A 13,165-nucleotide genomic window follows, 5' to 3' on the forward strand; every position below is an offset into this window, starting at 1 on the left:
TGCAGTAATTCTGCACCTTGCTTTAAAAAGATCAGGACTTTCTGTTTTTTGAATAAGGATGTCTGTAAAATATTCCCTGCTGCCTGCTTTTTTTAAGGCAGCCCGGCCTGCATTCAGGCTGTTAACTACCGGTCGTACGCAGGCGCCTTTCCTGCCGAACGGTCGGAAGCAGGATTTTATGGTAACTTCACTGCCTAAAGTAAGGGAGATTCCGCTGTCTGAAAAAGAAGGAAATCCTTCAGGGAGTAAATGGCTGTGGTGGCAAAGGGCTGTATACTCTTTTACAAAGCGTCCTTCTTTCTGCTCAGTCATAAAAAAATCATAGGACTTCTGGTCTGAAGCTATTAAAAGAAGTCCGTCTGTAAGGGTATCAATACGATGCAGAAGCCCTCCTTCTACACTTTTAAGTCCCCTTACTTCCTTTAAGGCCGGGAATAAAACTGCAGCCTGAGTAAAGGCAGAGTCATCTCCAGGTGCTAAAGGTGCAGAGGCAAGCCCCCTTGGTTTATAAACGACAGCAAAGGGATTTTCCTCAGAGGGAGATGAAATGATTTTTATCTGTAAAGCAGCAGAATCTGTAGCCATAATTATTCCCGTAAAAGTCTTTCTGTCAGTCAGAAAGAATGGTTTTTGAATATCTTTTATGCAGGACTTTTAAAACCTGTAAAAAACGTTCAGGAGTTGAAGTTTTAAAAACAAGGCCCTCTTCATGACCTGGAACGGGTATTTTCAAATACCTTGAATGCAGCATAAGACTGGCCTTAGGAAATATTCTGTCACCTTTTGTGTAAAGGGGATCACCTAAAACAGGACAGTTTAAATATTTCATGTGTACCCTAATCTGGTGGGTTCTTCCGGTCATAATACGGACCCTCATAAGGGAATATTCCCCATAACAGGCAATACACTTGTAATAGCTGACAGCAAGTTTTCCCTGGCTTAAATCATCTACAGCCTTAAACTTCTGCCTGTCCCTTAAATCACGAATTATACCGGTTTTAATAAGCCCTTTCTTTTTAGCAGGACGGCCCTGACAGATACAGATATATTCCTTTACAATTTTTTTATGGGACTTAAATACCTTTCCCAGATACTCTTCAGTATCCCTGTTTTTAGCAGTAATAATAATTCCTGAAGTATCTTTATCCAGGCGGTGAACAATCCCGGGACGGCATTTAACAAGAAGTTCCTTTTCTCCACCACTTTTATCCTGATGAATTTTCTGCCTGCCAAGATAATATAAAAGACCATTAACTAAGGTACCAGTCCAGTTTCCTGCCGCAGGATGAGTTACCATTCCCTGAGGCTTATTTATTACAAGAACATCATCGTTTTCAAATATAATATCAAGAGGAATATTTTCCGGTTCTATATCATCAGGAACTTTATCTTCCCAGTTAATTTCTATAAGATCACCGGCCTTTACCTTACATGAGATTTTCTGTTCTTTAGAATTAACCTTAACACTGCAGAGACCGGACTTTAACTTACTCCTGTTCATTCCCCCAGGTAAAGAAGCAATGTATTTGTCCAGCCTTTCATTTTTTGTATAGGAAGAATCTACTGTTACGCAAAAAGAAGCCATTTATTCTCCGTCACCTGCAGTAAGATCCTGATCAGCATCCTCCTGATACTGATTAAGCCCCCCTTCCCTGATAAACTCTTCACTATAAGGAATAACATGAATCTGTCTGGAAGCTTCAAGTCTGGCCTTTTCTTTTTTAGCCTTCTTATGTCTTTTAACAAGATTAATTCCATAATCAAGAAGGCCAAGCCCTACACTGATACTTAAAGAATAACCAAAAATCTTTGCCTGCTGCCAGGAAGAAAATGAATCAGCACTTTTATCAAGAGGATTAGGAAAGGAAGAAAAGTCCCCGGAAAAATACCCGTAAGCTCCGTAGGCTACAGTAACTCCAAGCGTAACAAAAGGAAGGGAACCAAAAGTAATTATTTCTGCCCTCCTCAAATCATGAAGCACAGGAGAAAATTCTTCCTTGGTGTAAGGCTCAGGTGTTGTAGACTTAGAAGAAGAAGATGATGATGATGAACTTGTTGCAGCAAAAAGATGTCCTGAGAAAATAATCATTAATACAAGAAGGCAGGCTATAAATCTTTTCATTTTATCCTTTAATTATAATTCCTCTGACCAAAAATTGCAGTACCGACCCTTACCATTGTAGAACCTTCATCTACTGCAATTTTATAATCACCACTCATTCCCATGCTTAATTCCTTTACAGGAAGCTGGGGATAAAGGGAATTAATTTTTTCCTTAAGCTTTCTTAATGTAGAAAAACTATTGCGGATTTCTGCCTGGTTATCTGTAAAAGGAGCCATTGTCATAAGCCCTGCAGGACTTACATTTGTAAATTCTCCATCTGCAAAACGCTGGCATAAATCAAGAACTTCCTTTTCTGAAGCAAAACCGCTTTTTGATTCTTCACCTGTATGAAGTTCAAAGAAAATGCTGATATTTTTATTTATTCTTGCTGCTTCCCTGTTAATCAATTCAACAAGTTCACTTCTGTCTGCAGACTGAATACAGTCAGCAACAGACACTGCCTTACGAACTTTATTTGACTGCAGGCTGCCAATAATATGAAGCTCTGCCCTTTTTGAGTTTTCATTAATTTTAGAAAATTTTTCTACAGCTTCCTGAACCCTGTTTTCTCCAAAAAGAGTCTGTCCTGCACTTAAAGCTGCTTCTACATTTTCAAGGGGATGAAACTTACTTACTGCACACAGTTTTACTGTCTCTGGCAGACTGCTTTTGATTTTTTCAAGATTTTCCTTAATCTCTTCCGGACTCATATTCCTTACCTCGATTTTTTAATATTCATTTTTTCGTATACTTTTGCAAGACGTACAAAATCTTCTGTTGTTAAGGTTTCTGCCCTTAAACTTTTATCCACTTCTGCTGCAGCAAAAAATTCATCAGGATTAACATCAGAATTAAGTATGCCTTTTATATTATTAGCCACAGTTTTTCTTCTTGAAGCAAAAAGAGCATGAACAATTTTTACAAAAGTTGCAGTATCACATTCAGGTGTAAAATCTTTTTTTCTTGTAAACAAAACTGAATGGGAAGCAACATTTGGTTTAGGCCAGAAGTTTCCGGCACCAAGTTCAAAGCCTTTTGTTACGTCATAAAAATACTGGCAGAGAACACTAAAAGAAGAATAATTTTCTTCTCCTGCCTTTGCCCACATTCTCATGGCAACTTCTTTCTGAACAGTAAATACGCAGCGGTCAAAAATAAGGCCGGCGGCTATAGTGTCAGCAATAAAGGTTGCAGCAATATTATAAGGCAGATTACCAAAAAGTTTACTGGCTTTTTTTACTTCTGCTTCTTTTTTCCAGTTTTTTAAAACATCACCTTCTACAATAGAAAACTTTCCGGTTTTTATTTTATCTTCAAAAAATTCCTTAAGGCAGCCAATAAACCCCCTGTCAATTTCAAAGGCTGTAAGCTTTGCACCACTGTTAAGGATAAGCTCCGTCATGCAGCCCAGACCAGGACCGATTTCCCAGATAGAATCATCTTCACCAGGTTCAAGACTCTGTATAATTCTTTTTCTGGCATTTTCATTTATCATAAAATTCTGTCCGAATTTTTTCTGCATTCCCATATCACGGCTGTCCAGGAAATTCTTTAATTCTGATGGAGAGTTATAATCTGGATGAGTCAATTGCAAAACCTCACTCTTTTTATTACAGCTTTATGCAGGGAATAAATGTAAATAACCTGACAGTAAAAATTATTACTTCATAAAGCAGGTTCATTATAATGCCAAACAAGGGTGAAAGGAAAGGTATAAAAAGGGATAAAATTACAGAGACCAGGGCTGCCAGAATAAAAAAAGAAGCCAGAGGAGAAACAATCACAGAAGCCAGAATTCCTCCCGGTGCCACCATTGAAAACATACTTAAACTTAAAGGAAAGCTTGCAAGCTGGGCACCGATAGAAGCAGATAAGGATGATGAAATTTTATCCCCGGTCCAGGGAATTAAAATCCTTTTTATCTCCGGAGAAAATATTAGTATACCGCTAAGGGCGCAGTAAGAAAGTAAAAAAGCCGGAGTATACATATCCTCTGCTGCCACACAAATATGAATCATAAAGGCAGCACTTAAAACCGCAAGATAATCCGTATCCTGACAATACAAGGCAGATGCAGCCAGCATAATAAGGGAACATATAAGGGCCCTTAAAAGAGAGGGAGAAAGCCCTGCAAAAAAAACAAAAAATAAAATTCCCGCAAGCCTGGCATAAAATGAATACTTTTTTCCAAAAAGTTTGCGGCCGGAAAAATCTGCAATGCCTGCAAAAAAAGACAGATGCATCCCGCTTAAGGCAAGAATATGGGACAGGCCTGCAAGCATAAAAAGTGAAGATACTCCATCTTCAAGGTATTCCCTGGATCCGGATAAAAGGGATAAAACCAATCCCCCTGCATTTCCCCAGGAATACATAAGTCTTTTAAAAGCCAGCCGGACCTTTGCCCTTATATTCATACAAAAAGCCCTAAAGCCACTGCCTGAACCAAGATAAAAAACTTCTTCTGCATAAAAACAATTTTTTTTAAGTGAAAACTTTCCCCTAAGGCTAAGGCACTGGCCGCTTTCTGCAAGAACGCCCCTGCCGGCAGAAGAATAAAGTTTGCCGGGATAAAGGGATTCTACATAAGAAACAGGCAGCATTACATCCACAATACCTCTTGCAGAAGAAGTTATTTCATAAGAAGACACTTTTCCTTTTACAGAACTAACCTTTAATCTGGATGAATAATAATTTCCCCGGTTATTTTTTACAGGATTACAGCTGAGACTGCCATTAACAGTGTGAATTACCTGGGGCTCCAAAAGGCAGTCAAATGGATGGGCAGGCTTAATTTTTACTAAGCCTGAATAAAAAAGTACCGCCAGAACAGCGGCACTTATAATCAAAGGATTTTTTAGACGGTTTTTTACCACTTAAGTTTAGCCAGGGCATTTCTGGCAGCCGTTATAACCTCCGGTGAATAATCAAGATAAGTTACATAAAGAAGGTAGTCAAAGGCTGTCTTATCCCCCAGACCTCCAAGAGCATTAATAACGGAAAGCACTACAGCTTCAACAGGAGCATTGGAAAACTCCTTGCTCTTGTTAAGAAAATCCAGATATTCAGAAAGAACATGTCCGGTTTCATCAGAGGCGATGGCAGCAATGTCAGTTATTACGGCAGCAAAATCTTCTGCAGTCATATGACCATTTTCGTATTCCTTTCTTGCAACAGAAAAATAATCAGTAGCAAGAGAAGCAGCCCTGGTCCACTGGCAGTCAGCTATTACCCTGAGAGATTCCTTTTGAAGTTCAATAATTACATCTGAAGTTTCCCCTATATTATATATTGCCTCGGAGAGTGCATTTTCCGCAATTTCTGAGCGAATTTTTTTAGAAACATAGGGATTTTTTTGAACAGCCCTTAAGATAAGGAGTTTCTGGTTAAAATCTGAACTCTGAAATACCTGGAGCATTTCGTTTTCTGAATTATTTGCCAGAGGTCCCCAGGCCTGAGAAAGGGCTTCTGTATTTTCTTCCCATATTCCAAGAATATCAGCAACAAAAATAAGCCTGAATGAAGTAACGTTTCCATTGGACTGAAGGTATTTAACAGACTTAAGGATTATTTCGTCAGAAGGTGAATTATTACGAATCTGTTCAGAAAGATAGGAGTTTACTAAAGAAACACTGTTGGCACTGCTGTAGTCATTAAAACGGTCAAGGACAGCCAGCCTTACTTCTACATCCTGAATTTCCTTAAATATACGGCAAAGACGACCGGAAACATCTTCAGGGTAACTGCTGGAAATTGAAGTAAGGGCTTCAAGAAGAAGGGACTTAAATCCCTCTTCCTGAGAAAGAAGTTTATTATATTCAAGACAAAAATCCATGGCCTTAACATTAAGGGAATAATCACCAATGCGGGCACTTTCCTTAACGGCAGTTATTTTATCTTCAAGATTTCCCTTTACGTAATCTATTTCAAACTGTTGATTCTGGGCAAAAGCATTAATTGCAAAAAGAGAAAAAACAGCAGAAAGCTGCAGCAGCTTAAAAATCTTCTTCATAATAACCTCACTTTATCCTGCATTTTTATTGTAATGACCCCACCCATATTTTCAAGTGGAAATCCCTGAATTTTCATTTTCCGGTAAAACTTCACCATCACTATCTTCTTCAGAATCCTGATCCATAAGTTCCATAATTTTTTTCTGCTCTTCTCCTGCAGAATCAATTCTGTAAGTATAGGCAAGAATCATCTTTTTCATCTGGGAAGATATTTTAGTACATTCAAAATGAATGCGGGACTGATTTAAATACTTGTTGTACTCAACAGACTTTACCTTACCCTGCATAAGAATAAAATCTCCGTCCATATCAAACTGAAGCTTAAGAAAAAGATCCCTGCGGCATTTTCCACCAATACGGATCATAGCTCCGTTTTCACTTATATTTTCTATAAGGCACCTGAAGCCTTCTTCATCATCACCGGCAACCTGATACTGGGCAGCAGGGCCTGTAAAATAAAGCATGGCAGGAAGCTCACAGGCTGAGCGTATGGATTTTCTTTTCTGAGTTCTTTCAAGATTTTCACTATGCTGTAAAAAAAGTGAAGATTCTCCGTTTCTGGATGCTGACCTGAATACCATGGAATCAAAAACATAGGCCGCATCATTTTTACGCCAGAAGTAAACCGCAATTTTTTTTCCTTCCCACCAGGCCCTTTTCATTGAAGAAGTCATTTTTAAAACGCTTCCGGACTGGACCGGCAGGGAGATTACAAGTTCCCTGGAATTATCTATTACCTTTGAATTAAATATTCCTGAACCTGTCACAAGGATTCTTAATTTCTGACCTATGCTTATTTCCCTTGAAGTTTTTATCCCCAGCTTTTTTTCGTATTCCAGAGAAACCTTTGACCTGAAGGAATAAAGTTTTTCAAGAAAGTGCTGGGTTGCATAACTTTCGTAGCTTCCGTTTTTTTTAGACCAGTCTATAAACAGCGTAATACAGTGATTTAAATCCGGCAGTGAATCAAATAAAACTTCAGGATCGGCAAGTCCGCAGTTATAGGCAAGACGCCATAAAGTTGTCATTTCCCTTAAAGTAAAGCCGCACTTTCTTCCGGCAGAAAAAAATTCAGTTTTATCTTTAAAAATACCGCTTAGTTTTAACAGAAGTAGAGTTAAAAGCATGGCTGTTAAAAGTGGTATCAGGTAAATCACAAAGGTACCTCGTTATTTTTTTTCTATTGCATTATAATAACATATATGAAAAAAAAATACATCTTTATTCAGCTGCTGGCAGTCCTTCTTCTGTTAGTTCTTCCAACTTTTACTGCAGAATCTTCATCATCCTTTAACATACTCTTTTCCTTTTCCTTTTACTCAGCAATTCAGCTTTTTATGGCTCTTATTCTTGATGGCGAATTCAGGATTTTTCTTAAAGATAATAATTCACTGCCTTTTGAAAATACCTTTTCCCTTATAGTCAATCACCTTAAGTGGGGAGGAATTACACTGGGCCTTCTGATGCTTACCTATGCCCTTATGACAGCCCTTGCAATATTTTTACCAGCCTCTTTTTCCCAAAGTTCACAAAGTACAGCTTTAACAGTTCCAGGACTTAAAGGAATTCTTTTTCTTATAATGAATGTAATGGCCGCCTCCTATTATGAAGAAGTTATTTACCGCCAGCTTCTGCCTCAAAGCTTTTACCTTCTTTCAGAAAATAAAGCATTCAGGCTCTCAGGTGAAATTTTTACCCTGATTGTATTTGCCCTGGGACACTTTTACCTGGGTTTTATTGCCGTAATAAATGCCTTTATCTGCGGAATCTTTTTAAGGCTGTGCAGGATAAAAACCCGGAGTGTAAGCACAGGCGCTGCAGCCCACTTTATTTATAACTTCACCCTTTTTTCCTTTATGATTTTAATGTCCCTTAATTAATTTCAATTCAATAAAAATCCTGCAGACAGAAACTTCCTCAATCTTGATAGTTTATAGAAAAGATTGAACTATATACTGTTTTTTGATATAGTATTGGCATTCTTATTTTAAATAAGAAGATTGACAAAACTGAGGAAGAAAATGATTTACACAGACACCCGTGATAAAAACATTAAGACTAATTTTCAGACTGCTGTAATGAACGGCATGAATGCTGCAACTGGAGGTCTTTACATTCCTGTAGAGTTTCCAAAGCTTGACAGTTCATTCTTAAACAAGATTCCTGAACCATCATTCAGGGAAGTTGCCTTTAACATGGCAAAACCTTATGTTGAAGGAGAAATACCTGATTCAGACCTGGAATCCCTTATCATTGATGCTTATCCATTTACATCACAGGTAGTACCTGTAGATCCTGTAACCTACGTTCTTGAACTTTTCCATGGTCCAACATGCGCCTTTAAAGATTTTGGTGCAAGATTTATGGCCCGTGTAATGTCATATTTTAACAGAAACGAAAATGACAACCTTCATATTCTTGTAGCAACTTCCGGTGATACTGGTTCTGCAGTAGGAAGTGCCTTCCACAATGTTCCTGGAATTGACGTAACTATTCTTTATCCTGACGGAAAGATTTCTCCACTTCAGGAAAAACAGCTTTCTACATTTACAGGAAACGTACGTGCCCTTAAAGTAAAGGGAACTTTTGATGACTGCCAGAAACTTGTAAAGACAGCATTTACTGATGCTGAACTTAGAAACAAGTTCCGCCTTTCATCTGCAAACTCAATTAACATTTCCCGTCTTCTTCCACAGAGCTTCTACTATATGTATTCTTCACTTGTTGTTAAGAACCGCATTCCACAGGACAGCAAAATTGATGATCCATCAATCATCTGTGTTGTTCCAAGCGGAAACTTCGGTAACCTTACATCAGGTCTTATTGCAAGAGAAATGGGAGCACCTATCGCAGGTTTTGTTGCAGCTACTAACTCTAACCACACAGTACCTGACTGGATTGCTACAGGTAAATACGAAGCACGTCCTTCTGTTTCTACATTAAGCAATGCAATGGATGTTGGTGCACCAAGCAACTACGAAAGAATCTCTGCAATGTATTCCCTTGAACAGGTTCGTTCACTCTTTGCTTCTTACTGGACAGACGACGAAGGAACCCTTGATGCAATCCGTTCATGTCATTCAAATACAGGATACATCATTGATCCACATGGAGCTGTTGCATGGAAAGCATGGAACGACATCCGTGACGGAAAAATGGCTGCCCTTATTAACGGCAGTCTTGATGCAGACATTAACAAACCTGGTCTTACAGCTAACGTTCCTTCATGGGGTCAGGCTGCAGTAGATAAGAAGGCTGTTGCAATTATTCTTGAAACAGCAGCACCTGCAAAATTCGGAGCAACTGTTGTAAAGGCAATCGGAAGAGAACCAAGCATGCCGGAAAGACTTGAAAAAGTTATGTCCCTTCCAGACAATGCAATTCCAATGGAAAAGGACTACGACAGTTTCAAAGAATATCTTATGAACACACTGTAATAGCAAAAATAATTACCAAGCATAAAAACTAAAAGGAATGCCCGTTAAATCCAAGGACCAGACGGACATTCCTTTTTTGTAAATAAGGACTTAAGATGAAAATCGACCACATCATTATTAAAGAAAAAAGCATCAGCCGTGATAATCTTCAGCCAGTAAAAAACCTTCACATGAAAGTAAACCGCATTAACCTTATGCCTCCACCAGCAGCAGAGATGGATAAGTTTAACTGCGTAATCGAAGTTGATTTAAACATAGACAATGAAGAACAGAAAAACGTTGCATCTGCAAGACTTTCATACTTTATTTTTGTTACTCTTGATGAAGGCGAAAGCTATGACCAGGATTCTACAGCAAATGGAATTTTTGCCCTTACAAATCTTCTTTACTGGCACGATTTTAATGCAATGCTTAAGGACGTAAACCTTCCGCCACTTCCTCTTGCCAGCATACAGGGCTCAATAAAAAAATAAAAAGAAGAATGAGGCTTTTTGATGAAATACACAGTACTTGATTATCTTGAAGAAACAGCAGCAAAGTATCCGGAAAAAACAGCATTTGCAGACGTAAACTCTTCCATAACCTGGAAGGAACTTACAGAAAATGCCAGAAAACTTTCCCTGGTTATCAGAAAATATTTTAACCCTGGACAGGCAGTTCCTTTAATGACAGATAAAAATGTCAAAACAGTAACTTATTTTTTTGCTGCCCTTTACGCAGGATGCTTTTATTCTTTTTTTGATGCCACCTTCCCTGATTCAAGACTGGAATCTATGTTTAAAACCCTGGATGCAGATAAAGTAATTGCAGACAGACGTTTTGAACGAAAGCTTTCTACCCTTTCTGCCAGCCCTTTATTTACAGATGATTTAGAAAAGGAATTTGAAAACATTTCTGATCCTTATGATGACAGCAGAAGACTTAATATAATTGACACTGACCCTGTTTATGCAAACTTTACTTCCGGTTCTACAGGTATTCCAAAGGCAGTAGCTGTATCCCACCGTTCGGTTATTGACTTTCTTCTCTGCTTTACAGAAACTTTCCAGATTACTTCAGAAGAAAATATTGCAAACCAGGCTCCATTTGATTTTGATGTTTCTGTTAAGGATATTTTTTCTGCAGTATTTACAGGAGCAACAGTTCATCTTGTACCAAAGCTCTTCTTCTCCATGCCTGCAAAACTTCTGGATTATCTTGAAGAAAGAAATATTACTACTTTAATCTGGGCTGTAAGTGCCCTCTGTATGGTTTCTACCCTTAACGGTTTTTCTTACAAAGTACCTTCCGGATTAAAAAAGATTATGTTTTCCGGAGAAGTAATGCCTAAAAAGCAGCTTGATATCTGGAAGCAGTATATTCCAAATGCCAGCTATGTAAATCTTTACGGACCAACAGAAATTACCTGTAATTGTACTTATTTTAAAATTCCTTCTGATAAAGAATACGACCAGCTTCCTATTGGTATTCCTTTTAAAAATGAAAGGGTTTTCCTTCTTGATGAAAACGACCAGCTTGTTACCCAAAAGAATACAGAAGGTGAACTTTGTGTAAGCGGAAGCTGCCTTGCCTTAGGTTATATTAATAATGAAGAAAAAACTTCTTCAGTCTTTATTCAGAATCCTGTTCAAAAACAGAGGTTTGAACGTATTTACCGTACAGGGGACCTTGCCCGCTATGGTGATGACGGCCTCCTTTATTACATTGGAAGAAAAGATACTCAGATAAAACACATGGGCCACAGAATTGAGCTTGGAGAAATTGAAGGAGCCCTTGCCAGGCATGACAACATTACAAGGGCCTGCTGTATTTTTTCCAATAATAAAATCACTGCCTTTTACACAGGTAATGAAACAGAAAAAAAAGACATTGTTACACTTTTAAAACAGACACTTCCTGCATATATGGTTCCTTCTGACTTTATCTGCATTAAGGAATTTCCTCTTACTAAAAACGGAAAAACTGATAAAAAAGCACTGGAGGCTCTCTTAAATGGAAATGCTTAAAAATCTTGCTCAGCAGTACGGAACACCTTTTTATCTTTTTGACTCTGATTCATTAAAAAAAAGAATTGAAGGAATTAAAAAAACTTTCAGTTCAAATACAATTCTCTGTTATGCAATTAAGGCAAACCCTTTTCTTGTAAAAACATTAAAGGACCAGGACCTGTTATTTGAAGTATGCTCTCCAGGTGAACTTTCAATTTGTGAAAAGGCAGGACTTGATCCTTCAAAAATAGTATTTTCCGGAGTATGTAAAACCCAGGAAGACGTTAACAGAGCCTACAGCCTTAAAGTAAAAACAATTACCCTTGAATCTCCCCTTCACTGTACCTATCTTTTAAATGCAACTAAAAACCTTCCGGAACATGAACAGGAAGTAATCCTGCGTCTTACCGGTGGAAATCAGTTTGGCATGAGTCAAAAAGACATGGACAGCTGTATAGAAAAAATAAAGAAAGTGCCTTCAATTAAAATAAGGGGCATTCACTATTTTACGGGAACACAAAAAAAGCTTAAGAAGATTCAGGAAGAAACTGCCTTTATTCAGGAATATTGCAGCAAGCTTAAGGAAAAGCATTCCATTGAGTTTTCCCAGATTGAATATGGTCCCGGATTAAGCTATGACTATTTTGCTCAGGAAGACCAGGCATCAAATTTTCAGGAAGCTCAGGCTTTTACTGACCTTATAAAGGATTCACCCTGGACTTTTGTAATAGAACTTGGCCGCTATATTGCTTCCTGCTGTGGAACTTATGTTACTCAAATCATGGATGTAAAAAATGATGGAGATGCCACTTACGTAATAATTGACGGTGGAATCAACCATATAAATTATTACGGCCAGATGATGGGAATGAAAAATCCCCGTGTAAAACAGATTAAGGTCGAGAAGGAGGCAGATGATACAACTCTTTTAACAACCCCTTCTACTATCTGCGGTTCCCTTTGTACTACAGCTGATGTTGTTCTCCGCCGCCTTGATTTGAACAACCCTAAAGTTTCTGACCTCCTTGCATTTAGTGACATTGGTGCCTATTCTGTAACAGAAGGAATTTACCTCTTTTTAAGTCACCCCCTTCCTGCAGTATTATTAAAGGAAGGAGAAACTATTTCCTTGTTGCGCAATCATAATGAAACTTTTATAATCAATTCAGAAGAAAACGAATAATAAGGAGAATAAAAATGGACGAATTAATGGACATCCTTAAAGAACTTAAACCGGATGTTGATTTTGAAAACGAAAAAGGACTTATTGATAATGCAGTTCTTGATTCCTTTGACATTGTTGAACTTATCAACAGACTTAAGGAAACATTTGACATTGATATTACACCTGCAGAAATTATACCGGAAAACTTTAATTCTGCAGAAAGCCTCTGGGCAATGGTAGAAAAGCTTCAGTAATTTTACTAAGGCTTATGTCACTGTAAATGAAAGATCCCTGATAACTAAAAGCAAGAGAATGTTTTAGGTTATCAGGGATTTTTTTATTCAGAAAAATTGATCTAGTCCATATGGAACATCTGGCGCAATGGAATGCTTACCGGTGAATTATCCGGATTTACATCCATAATATCTGCCATCATATCCCACCACTTTCTTACAACAGGA

15 protein-coding genes are annotated in these 13,165 nt (G+C 38.1%); 6 read left to right on the forward strand and 9 right to left on the reverse strand.

Going from position 1 to position 13,165, the window contains the following annotated elements:
- From K6D58_RS07095 to K6D58_RS07130, 8 genes are all read right to left on the reverse strand, one after another.
- Window positions 1-585 (reverse strand): pseudouridine synthase (locus K6D58_RS07095; RefSeq protein ID WP_296829033.1); only part of this gene is annotated, 585 nt, incomplete at its 3' end.
- Between the two features lie 25 nt (window positions 586-610).
- Complete coding sequence (locus tag K6D58_RS07100) at window positions 611-1,585, reverse strand: RluA family pseudouridine synthase (RefSeq protein WP_296829035.1); 975 nt, start codon at window positions 1,583-1,585, stop codon at window positions 611-613.
- Window positions 1,586-2,122 (reverse strand): hypothetical protein, encoded by a 537-nt coding sequence (locus tag K6D58_RS07105; protein ID WP_296829037.1) that lies wholly within the window; start codon window positions 2,120-2,122, stop codon window positions 1,586-1,588.
- An 8-nt stretch (window positions 2,123-2,130) separates the two neighbouring features.
- Window positions 2,131-2,814 carry a YggS family pyridoxal phosphate-dependent enzyme gene (locus tag K6D58_RS07110; RefSeq protein WP_296829039.1) on the reverse strand — a complete coding sequence of 228 codons (684 nt, stop codon included), beginning with the start codon at window positions 2,812-2,814 and terminating at the stop codon, window positions 2,131-2,133.
- A gap of 5 nt (window positions 2,815-2,819) precedes the next feature.
- The gene (rsmA, locus tag K6D58_RS07115) at window positions 2,820-3,692 is read right to left on the reverse strand and encodes a 16S rRNA (adenine(1518)-N(6)/adenine(1519)-N(6))-dimethyltransferase RsmA (RefSeq protein WP_296829041.1); all 873 of its coding nucleotides are present in this window, start codon (window positions 3,690-3,692) and stop codon (window positions 2,820-2,822) included.
- A gap of 22 nt (window positions 3,693-3,714) precedes the next feature.
- Window positions 3,715-4,950 carry a ComEC/Rec2 family competence protein gene (locus K6D58_RS07120; protein WP_296829044.1) on the reverse strand — a complete coding sequence of 412 codons (1,236 nt, stop codon included), beginning with the start codon at window positions 4,948-4,950 and terminating at the stop codon, window positions 3,715-3,717.
- Window positions 4,951-4,970: 20 nt separating this feature from the next.
- The gene (locus K6D58_RS07125) at window positions 4,971-6,113 is read right to left on the reverse strand and encodes a hypothetical protein (protein ID WP_296829046.1); all 1,143 of its coding nucleotides are present in this window, start codon (window positions 6,111-6,113) and stop codon (window positions 4,971-4,973) included.
- Window positions 6,114-6,164: 51 nt separating this feature from the next.
- The gene (locus tag K6D58_RS07130; RefSeq protein WP_296829048.1) at window positions 6,165-7,271 is read right to left on the reverse strand and encodes a PilZ domain-containing protein; all 1,107 of its coding nucleotides are present in this window, start codon (window positions 7,269-7,271) and stop codon (window positions 6,165-6,167) included.
- Between the two features lie 45 nt (window positions 7,272-7,316).
- On the opposite strand from K6D58_RS07130, the gene K6D58_RS07135 reads away from it, so the two are divergent.
- The 6 genes from K6D58_RS07135 (at window position 7,317) to K6D58_RS07160 (ending at window position 12,958) form a co-directional block, all read left to right on the forward strand.
- A complete protein-coding gene (locus tag K6D58_RS07135; RefSeq protein WP_296829050.1) occupies window positions 7,317-7,994 on the forward strand; it encodes a CPBP family intramembrane glutamic endopeptidase in 678 nt (225 codons plus the stop codon).
- Between the two features lie 141 nt (window positions 7,995-8,135).
- Complete coding sequence (gene thrC, locus K6D58_RS07140) at window positions 8,136-9,551, forward strand: threonine synthase (protein WP_296829052.1); 1,416 nt, start codon at window positions 8,136-8,138, stop codon at window positions 9,549-9,551.
- Between the two features lie 95 nt (window positions 9,552-9,646).
- A complete protein-coding gene (locus K6D58_RS07145; protein ID WP_296829054.1) occupies window positions 9,647-10,024 on the forward strand; it encodes a hypothetical protein in 378 nt (125 codons plus the stop codon).
- A 21-nt stretch (window positions 10,025-10,045) separates the two neighbouring features.
- The gene (locus tag K6D58_RS07150; protein WP_296829056.1) at window positions 10,046-11,557 is read left to right on the forward strand and encodes an amino acid adenylation domain-containing protein; all 1,512 of its coding nucleotides are present in this window, start codon (window positions 10,046-10,048) and stop codon (window positions 11,555-11,557) included.
- Entirely contained in the window at window positions 11,544-12,722 is a 1,179-nt protein-coding gene (locus K6D58_RS07155; RefSeq protein ID WP_296829058.1) for a diaminopimelate decarboxylase family protein, read from the forward strand. The genes K6D58_RS07150 and K6D58_RS07155 overlap by 14 nt, the downstream gene beginning before the upstream one ends.
- Before the next feature lie 14 nt (window positions 12,723-12,736).
- Window positions 12,737-12,958, forward strand: coding sequence for an acyl carrier protein (locus K6D58_RS07160; protein ID WP_296829060.1), 222 nt, complete (start codon window positions 12,737-12,739; stop codon window positions 12,956-12,958).
- Window positions 12,959-13,059: 101 nt separating this feature from the next.
- Here the strand turns inward: K6D58_RS07160 and K6D58_RS07165 are convergent.
- Window positions 13,060-13,165 (reverse strand): L-rhamnose mutarotase (locus tag K6D58_RS07165; RefSeq protein ID WP_296829062.1); only part of this gene is annotated, 106 nt, incomplete at its 5' end.

The sequence above is a fragment of the Treponema sp. genome, from assembly GCF_024696245.1.
Lineage (GTDB): Bacteria > Spirochaetota > Spirochaetia > Treponematales > Treponemataceae > Treponema_D.

Excerpts from the sequence above, each read along its gene's own strand:
- K6D58_RS07100 (WP_296829035.1), bottom strand. The coding sequence starts at position 1,585 with ATGGCTTCTTTTTGCGTAACAGTAGATTCTTCCTATACAAAAAATGAA.
- K6D58_RS07105 (WP_296829037.1), bottom strand. The coding sequence starts at position 2,122 with ATGAAAAGATTTATAGCCTGCCTTCTTGTATTAATGATTATTTTCTCA.
- K6D58_RS07110 (WP_296829039.1), bottom strand. The coding sequence starts at position 2,814 with ATGAGTCCGGAAGAGATTAAGGAAAATCTTGAAAAAATCAAAAGCAGT.
- K6D58_RS07125 (WP_296829046.1), bottom strand. The coding sequence starts at position 6,113 with ATGAAGAAGATTTTTAAGCTGCTGCAGCTTTCTGCTGTTTTTTCTCTT.
- K6D58_RS07135 (WP_296829050.1), top strand. The coding sequence starts at position 7,317 with ATGAAAAAAAAATACATCTTTATTCAGCTGCTGGCAGTCCTTCTTCTG.
- thrC (WP_296829052.1), top strand. The coding sequence starts at position 8,136 with ATGATTTACACAGACACCCGTGATAAAAACATTAAGACTAATTTTCAG.
- K6D58_RS07145 (WP_296829054.1), top strand. The coding sequence starts at position 9,647 with ATGAAAATCGACCACATCATTATTAAAGAAAAAAGCATCAGCCGTGAT.
- K6D58_RS07150 (WP_296829056.1), top strand. The coding sequence starts at position 10,046 with ATGAAATACACAGTACTTGATTATCTTGAAGAAACAGCAGCAAAGTAT.
- K6D58_RS07155 (WP_296829058.1), top strand. The coding sequence starts at position 11,544 with ATGGAAATGCTTAAAAATCTTGCTCAGCAGTACGGAACACCTTTTTAT.
- K6D58_RS07160 (WP_296829060.1), top strand. The coding sequence starts at position 12,737 with ATGGACGAATTAATGGACATCCTTAAAGAACTTAAACCGGATGTTGAT.